The organism is Klebsiella sp. 28 (assembly GCF_018223905.1).
Taxonomy (GTDB): Bacteria; Pseudomonadota; Gammaproteobacteria; order Enterobacterales; family Enterobacteriaceae; genus Klebsiella; species Klebsiella pneumoniae.
Window position 1 is genome coordinate 1 of record NZ_JAGRQY010000142.1, and the last position, 6,827, is coordinate 6,827.

At 57.6% G+C, this 6,827-nt stretch carries 6 protein-coding genes; 2 read left to right on the plus strand and 4 right to left on the minus strand.

Annotated features, from left to right (window positions below):
- Nucleotides 1-1,445: arginine--tRNA ligase (gene argS / locus KHQ28_RS22100; protein WP_211777681.1), on the plus strand; the 1,445-nt coding region annotated here is incomplete at its 5' end.
- A 61-nt stretch (nucleotides 1,446-1,506) separates the two neighbouring features.
- Here argS and KHQ28_RS22105 read toward each other — a convergent pair.
- Nucleotides 1,507-2,646 carry a glycoside hydrolase family 105 protein gene (locus tag KHQ28_RS22105; protein ID WP_004184668.1) on the minus strand — a complete coding sequence of 380 codons (1,140 nt, stop codon included), beginning with the start codon at nucleotides 2,644-2,646 and terminating at the stop codon, nucleotides 1,507-1,509.
- Between the two features lie 4 nt (nucleotides 2,647-2,650).
- Nucleotides 2,651-4,234, minus strand: coding sequence for an MFS transporter (locus KHQ28_RS22110; protein WP_002911499.1), 1,584 nt, complete (start codon nucleotides 4,232-4,234; stop codon nucleotides 2,651-2,653).
- A gap of 353 nt (nucleotides 4,235-4,587) precedes the next feature.
- Between KHQ28_RS22110 and uspC the strand changes: the two genes are divergently transcribed.
- Nucleotides 4,588-5,016 carry a universal stress protein UspC gene (uspC, locus tag KHQ28_RS22115; RefSeq protein ID WP_002911500.1) on the plus strand — a complete coding sequence of 143 codons (429 nt, stop codon included), beginning with the start codon at nucleotides 4,588-4,590 and terminating at the stop codon, nucleotides 5,014-5,016.
- Nucleotides 5,017-5,039: 23 nt separating this feature from the next.
- Here the strand turns inward: uspC and otsA are convergent, their stop codons facing one another.
- Entirely contained in the window at nucleotides 5,040-6,464 is a 1,425-nt protein-coding gene (otsA, locus tag KHQ28_RS22120) for an alpha,alpha-trehalose-phosphate synthase (RefSeq protein ID WP_004175414.1), read from the minus strand.
- Nucleotides 6,439-6,827: trehalose-phosphatase (gene otsB, locus KHQ28_RS22125; protein ID WP_211777682.1), on the minus strand; the 389-nt coding region annotated here is incomplete at its 5' end. The genes otsA and otsB, both read right to left, overlap by 26 nt.

Consider the following 6,827-nt stretch of genomic DNA (forward strand, 5'->3'; position numbering starts at 1 on the left):
ACCGCGCGCTGCAGTCTGAGCGCCTGGGCGTCACGAAACCGCAGGCGCAGACTATCGTCGTCGACTACTCGGCACCCAACGTAGCGAAAGAGATGCACGTCGGCCATCTGCGTTCGACCATCATTGGCGATGCTTCAGTCCGTACCCTGGAGTTCCTGGGTCATAAGGTGATCCGCGCCAACCACGTCGGCGACTGGGGCACCCAGTTCGGGATGCTGATCGCGTATCTGGAAAAACAGCAGCAGGAAAACGCCGGCGAAATGGCCCTGGCCGACCTCGAAGGTTTCTATCGCGAAGCGAAAAAGCACTATGACGAAGACGAAGCCTTCGCCGAGCGCGCGCGCAGCTACGTGGTTAAGCTGCAGGGCGGTGATGAGTACTTCCTGCAGATGTGGCGTAAGCTGGTCGACATCACCATGTCGCAGAACCAGATCACCTACGATCGCCTGAACGTCACCCTGACCCGCGATGACGTGATGGGTGAGAGCCTGTACAACCCGATGCTGCCGGGGATCGTCGCCGATCTGAAAGCCAAAGGGCTGGCGGTTGAGAGCGAAGGCGCCACCGTGGTCTTCCTTGATGAGTACAAAAACAAGGAAGGCGAACCGATGGGCGTCATCATCCAGAAAAAGGATGGCGGCTACCTCTATACCACCACCGATATCGCCTGTGCGAAGTATCGCTATGAAACGCTGCACGCCGACCGCGTGCTCTACTACATCGACTCTCGTCAGCACCAGCACCTGATGCAGGCGTGGACCATCGTGCGCAAGGCAGGCTACGTGCCGGACTCCGTGCCGCTGGAGCACCATATGTTCGGTATGATGCTGGGGAAAGACGGCAAGCCGTTTAAAACCCGCGCCGGCGGTACCGTGAAGCTGGCGGATCTGCTGGACGAAGCGCTGGAGCGCGCCCGTCGCCTGGTGGCCGAGAAGAACCCGGATATGTCGGCTGACGAGCTGGAAAATCTGGCGAAAGTGGTGGGTATCGGCGCGGTTAAATATGCCGACCTGTCGAAAAACCGCACCACCGACTACGTCTTCGACTGGGATAATATGCTGGCGTTCGAAGGCAACACCGCGCCGTATATGCAGTATGCCTATACCCGCGTGCTCTCCGTGTTCCGCAAAGCCGGCATCGACGAAAACGCGATGATCGACGCGCCGGTGGTCATCGCCGAAGATCGCGAAGCTCAGCTGGCCGCGCGTCTGCTGCAGTTTGAAGAGACCCTCTCCGTGGTCGCTCGCGAAGGGACGCCGCACGTGATGTGCGCCTACCTCTACGATCTGGCGGGCCTGTTCTCCGGCTTCTACGAGCACTGCCCGATCCTCAGCGCGGAAAGCGAAGAGACCCGCAACAGCCGTCTGAAGCTGGCGCTGCTCACGGCGAAAACCCTCAAGCTGGGTCTCGATACCCTCGGTATCGAAACCGTCGAGCGTATGTAACAAGCAACCCGGCGAAAGCCGGGTTAGTTTTATTCGGCGCCTCGCCAGCGGGGCGCCCTGCTCAGAAGTACTTGCGTAGATACTCCGTCAGACAAAGGATCGCCATCGCCTGACCGTAGGGCATCGAGGTAAGCGGGATCTGGCGATAAAAGTCGAGGTCTGACCCCATCCCGGTGCCAAATGAGGTCTGCAGCAGCTCCCCCTGCGGCGAAATATTCTGCACAATCCCGCGAATCGCTTTTTCAGCCACCCCGGCGTAGTGCTGCCCGACGTAACGCTTGCGCACCGCTTTGAGAATCCCGTAGGCAAAGCCGGCGGTCGCCGAGGCCTCAAGATAAGAGTGCGGGTCGTCCAGCAAGGTATGCCACAGGCCGCTGTCGTCCTGGCATTTTGCCAAGGCGGCAATCTGTGCGTCGAGGACTGTAATCAGATAGCGCCGTACCGCATTCCCCTCGGGGAGATCCACCAGTTCCAGAAAATCCGGGATCACCATGGTGAGCCAGCTGTTGCCCCGCGCCCAACGCGCCCGGGCAAAGTTATGCCGCCCCTCATAGTTCCAGCCGTGAAACCACAGCCCGGTCTCCCGGTCCATCAGGTTCTGCACATGGAGCAGGAACTGGTAGGTTGCCTCCTCCACATACTGGGGGCGGTTAAGCAGCTTGCCAATTTTGGCTAACGGCAACACGGTCATCATCAGCGTGTCATCCCACATTTGCTGATGGTTCTCCTCCGCCAGAGTCATGTGCTGCATACCGCCCTGCTCGGTGCGCGGCATCTCGTGCATCGCCCACTCCGCCCAGCTCTCCAGCCACGGCAGATACGCCATACGGCCGGTCTCTTCAAAGCGGTAAGCCAGGGTCAGAAACGGGGCCATAGTATTGACGTTTTTGGTCGTTGCCCCCTCGGCGAAGCGGTCGGCAAACCAGCGATCGATGATATCACGCATCTCGATATCGCCGGTTTGCTGGTAATACTGATAGATGCCGTACAGCCCAACGCCGTGGGTCCACTCCCATCCGGCCCAGCCTTTGGTATCGATCACGCGCCCGTCATCCAGGCGTAGTAAAAATTGCCCGCTCTCATCCTTAATATTCACCAGGTTTTGCGTCACGTTGCGGATCAGCGCCTGCAGTTCGCTGCGGGCGATAAAACGCTCAGGCTGACGCAGTAATGGGCTATGTTTGACCGGCCAAACTTTCATGTTGTTAACCTCGGGTATATGTCGAATTCAAAGCGCCGCCCTTAATGAGCGCCGGGGCAGCAGGTTTATGACGATTCAGATAGCCAATATTGTTATTGCCCCACAGACAGTCGTAAGGCATCCCCGCCAGCAGCTCGACCACCGCACGGTGTTCCGCACTGGTCTGTTCCGACTGCGCGTAGCCGAGCTCGCGCATTCTGAGGGTCTCGCTGCGCAGGACGCTGTGGGTGTGCAGGTTGAGCTTGAAGCGCAGCGAGACGAGGAAGCCGCAGGCTAACACCACCAGAGTGCCGACGCTGAGGATCAGCAGAATGGTATGGCTGACCCCTTCAGGCTGTATTTTTTGCCCGGAAACAAACCCCGACAACTGCATAATGATCCCCACCAGCATCACCGCCCCCGCCTGCGAGGCTTTGCGGGTCAGGGTCATGATGCCGGCAAAAATCCCCTCCCGGCGCTGGCCGGTGATCGCTTCGTCGACGTCGGCAATATAGGTGTAGGTATTCCACGGTACGTAATTTATCCCGCCGCGTCCCAGTCCGGCGACAGCAGAGATGAGCAGCAATAAGGAATAGACGTCGCTCAGTCCGGCGTAATAGAGCAGCGCGTAGGAGAGTGAGCTCAGGCCAAACAGGACCACCACCATGCGGTACGACGGCGCGGGGCCAAAACGAATGCACAGCGGGATCATGGCGATTACTGCAATAAACTGGAAGATGGCCATCGTCCCCAGCAGGTTCGAGGCGACGGCGGCTTCCTGCATCAGAACAAAGACCACGTAATAGGTAAACACGGCATTGAAGACGTCCTGGGCGATATAGCCCCCCAGATACATGCCGAGGTGCTGGCGGAAAATTTTTATCCGCAGCGTAGAACTCAGCTCAATCACCAGGCGATTGAGGCTCTGAGCAAGGGTTAAGTTTTGTTTTTCCGCTTCCGCCCGCAGGGCCGCTTCCGACCACGCCTCCCGCGGTCGTTCCCAGGTGAAACACCAGACCAGAGTCAGCATCACCGCGCACAGCACCGAGAACACCAGACTGGCATAGAAGAACGAGCTGGCATTATCTTTGCCGAGCCAGGAGAGAAGGATCCCCGGCAGGAAGGAGGCTAAAATCGCCGACATCTGCGCCATCGAAATGCGCGCGCCGGAGAATTTGGTTTTCTGTTTAAAGTCATCGGTCATCTCCGGCACCAGCGTCTCATAGGGCACCAAAATCATGGTATAGACCATATCAAACAGCAGATAGGTCGCCAGGTAGTACCAGAAGCCCATCTCGCCGACCCACATCGCTGAATAGCTGAATACGCAGGGGATGCCGAGCAGAATAAAGAATTTTCTGCGGCCGAAGCGCTTACCAAGCCAGGTGGTGCCAAAGTTATCGGTGAGAAAGCCCATCAGCGGGCTTACCACCGCGTCCAGCACGCGGGCGGCAGCAAAAATAAGCGTGGCCTCAATCGGGGTCAGTCCGCAAAAGGTCGTGTAAAAGTAGAGCAGCCATGCGGCGGTTAACGCCGTCGTGCCGGCGCCGAGAAAATCGCCCGCGCCGTAGGCCAGATAGTTAGCCAGTCCAATTTTTCGTGTTTTCATCGCCGTGATCCTGTGTCTTTTTTTTAAAAGAACGCCGACAATCGTTCCGGATTTGCCACCGGAAGGGAGTGGGTACCTGGCTACACTAAAAGCTGTGAAAGGAGGTTACCTTTGTACTTTTGCCACGGAACAGTCGCCGGTGGCAAAATGACAAAGAGATGACGTCGCCACTTCACTCATTTATAAAACAGTATTTCTTTTTAATCAAAAGGCAGGTTCATTGATGTGATCTGGCTGGAAGGTCGCCGACTGACGAACAGGCTCGCAAATCCCGGGATCGGCCCTTGCGCAGTCGAGGAAACAGGAGTAAAGAATGGAAGAAAGGGTTATTCCGCGTATCTCAAGGAGGCCAGATGCCTTATACCCATCTGCTGGTTGCCGTCGCGCCAACGCCGGAGAGTCAGGTATTAATTAAAAAAGCGGTGTCGATAGCCCGCCCCGTTAACGCGAAAGTGAGCTTAATCACTCTCGCTACGGATCCGGAGCTGTATAACCAGTTCGCCGCACCGATGATGGAAAATCTGCGTGAAGTGATGCAGGAAGAGACGCGGGAGTTTCTCAATGAGCTGGCTCGCCACGCGGACTACCCAATAGAAAGAATGACCATCGCCTGCGGCGAGCTAGGCCATCATATTAAGGACTTCTGCCGGTCGCACCGTGTTGATCTGGTGATCTGTGGCAATCACAACCATTCCCTCTTCTCACGCGCCACCTGCTCGGCGAAAAGTATCGTCGGCAGCTGCGGCGTTGATGTGCTGTTGGTTTCCCTTGAAAAGGGCTAACGCCGGTTAGCCCTTTTCCTGAACTAGGCCAGTTTAGGGAAGGTGGCTATCTTCCCCCGCAGACGGCTCTCCTCGCTGCGCGGTGAAATATGCTGCAGATCCTCGACAAAGCGCGCCTGCCAGTTATGAATATCATTTTCTCTGATCACGTCCAGCATCGCTGAATGACGGGCGATACGTTCCGCCAGCGGCATGCTGAGCGCGCGATCCAGCGCGGCGGCAACCTCGTCGCGATCGTAAGGATTGACGATCAGGGCGCTGGTCAGCTCCTGCGCCGCCCCGGCAAACTGCGACAGGACCAGTACGCCAGGGTTATCCGGATCCTGCGCCGCGACGTACTCCTTCGCCACCAGGTTCATACCATCGCGAAGCGGCGTCACCAGCCCGACGTCAGAATAGCGGAAGACCTTCATCAGCAGCTTACGATCAAAATGCTGGTTCAGATAGTAGAGCGGTGTCCAGCCAAGCTGACCAAACTGTCCGTTGATGCGTCCGGCTGCGGTTTCCAGCTGGTGGCGGATATCCTGATAGGCCTGCACATCGCCGCGGGAGGTCGGCGCGATCTGGGTATAACGGATTTTGCCGTGGTGCTGAGGGTACTTCTCGAGCAGCGTCTCGTAGGCGAGGAATCGCTCCGGCAACCCTTTCGAATAGTCAAGACGCTCCACGGAGAAGATATTCTTCACATTTTTCAGCTCGTTCTTCAGCTGGGCCAGCTTCGGCGGCAGCGGACCTTTAGCGTTGCGCGTAATTTCGTCCGGATCGATCCCTATCGGATAAACCTCGGTACTGAACGCCTTACCCCATGCCTGATAGCGTTTATCGCCGAGGTCGGATAGGCGAGTCTGCATAGCAATGCTGTCGAGAAAAGCGGTTCTGTCGCTTTCGGTCTGGAAGCCCAGCAGATCGTAATCGCACAGTTGCTCCAGCAGCTCAGCGTGCGGCGGCAGAGCGTTAAAAATCTCCGGCGTCGGGAACGGAATATGTAAGAAAAACCCGATGCGATTGTTCACCCCGCGCTTGCGCAGCTCGCTGGCGAAGGGCAGAAGATGGTAATCATGGATCCACAGCGTATCGTCTGGCTCAATCAGCGGCAGAAGCTTGTCCGCCAGCATGGCGTTAACCCGCAGATATCCCTCCCAGGCTTCGCGCTGAAAGCTGACCAGATCAAGGCGATAGTGGAAAGCCGGCCACAGCACGGCGTTAGAGAACTGGTTGTAGTATTCATCATGGTCCCGTTCATTAAGGTTGAACGACGCCCATGAAATATTCCCGCGGGAGACCTGCTTGAGCGGCTGCTGGTCATCGCCAATCTCGCCGCTCCAGCCAAACCACAGACCCCCCGCCGCTCTCAGTGCCCCCAGGATGCCGACGGCCAGACCGCCAGCGCTCGATTTTTTATCGTCCGGTAAGGCGATACGGTTAGAGACTACGACTAAACGACTCATGGTCATCCCTCCTTTCGGTTTGCGCGTCATACGCCAGATGTTGCAACCACGTCCTTACAGCGGCGGCATCCGCCAACCGCCAATGCGCCTGAGTTTCCCCGGCGCCAACTTTTACCGACATTCCCTGCAGTTGATTAACGACGCTGAATCCCGCCTCGTCGGTCAAATCATCACCGACAAAAACCGGTTCGCGGCCGGCGAATGGCGCCTCCTGCATGAACGCGGTAATCGCCTCCCCTTTGTTGACGCCGCGGGGTTTAATCTCCACCACGCACTTGCCAAGCTGTAACGCCAGCAGCGGATAGCGCTGAACAATCCGCTGCGCCAGCTCCAGCACGGCGCTCTGCTGCTGCGGGGCCTGGC

Coding starts and splice junctions, on each gene's coding strand:
- KHQ28_RS22105 (WP_004184668.1), bottom strand. CDS start 2,646: ATGAAAGTTTGGCCGGTCAAACATAGCCCATTACTGCGTCAGCCTGAG.
- KHQ28_RS22110 (WP_002911499.1), bottom strand. CDS start 4,234: ATGAAAACACGAAAAATTGGACTGGCTAACTATCTGGCCTACGGCGCG.
- uspC (WP_002911500.1), top strand. CDS start 4,588: ATGCCTTATACCCATCTGCTGGTTGCCGTCGCGCCAACGCCGGAGAGT.
- otsA (WP_004175414.1), bottom strand. CDS start 6,464: ATGAGTCGTTTAGTCGTAGTCTCTAACCGTATCGCCTTACCGGACGAT.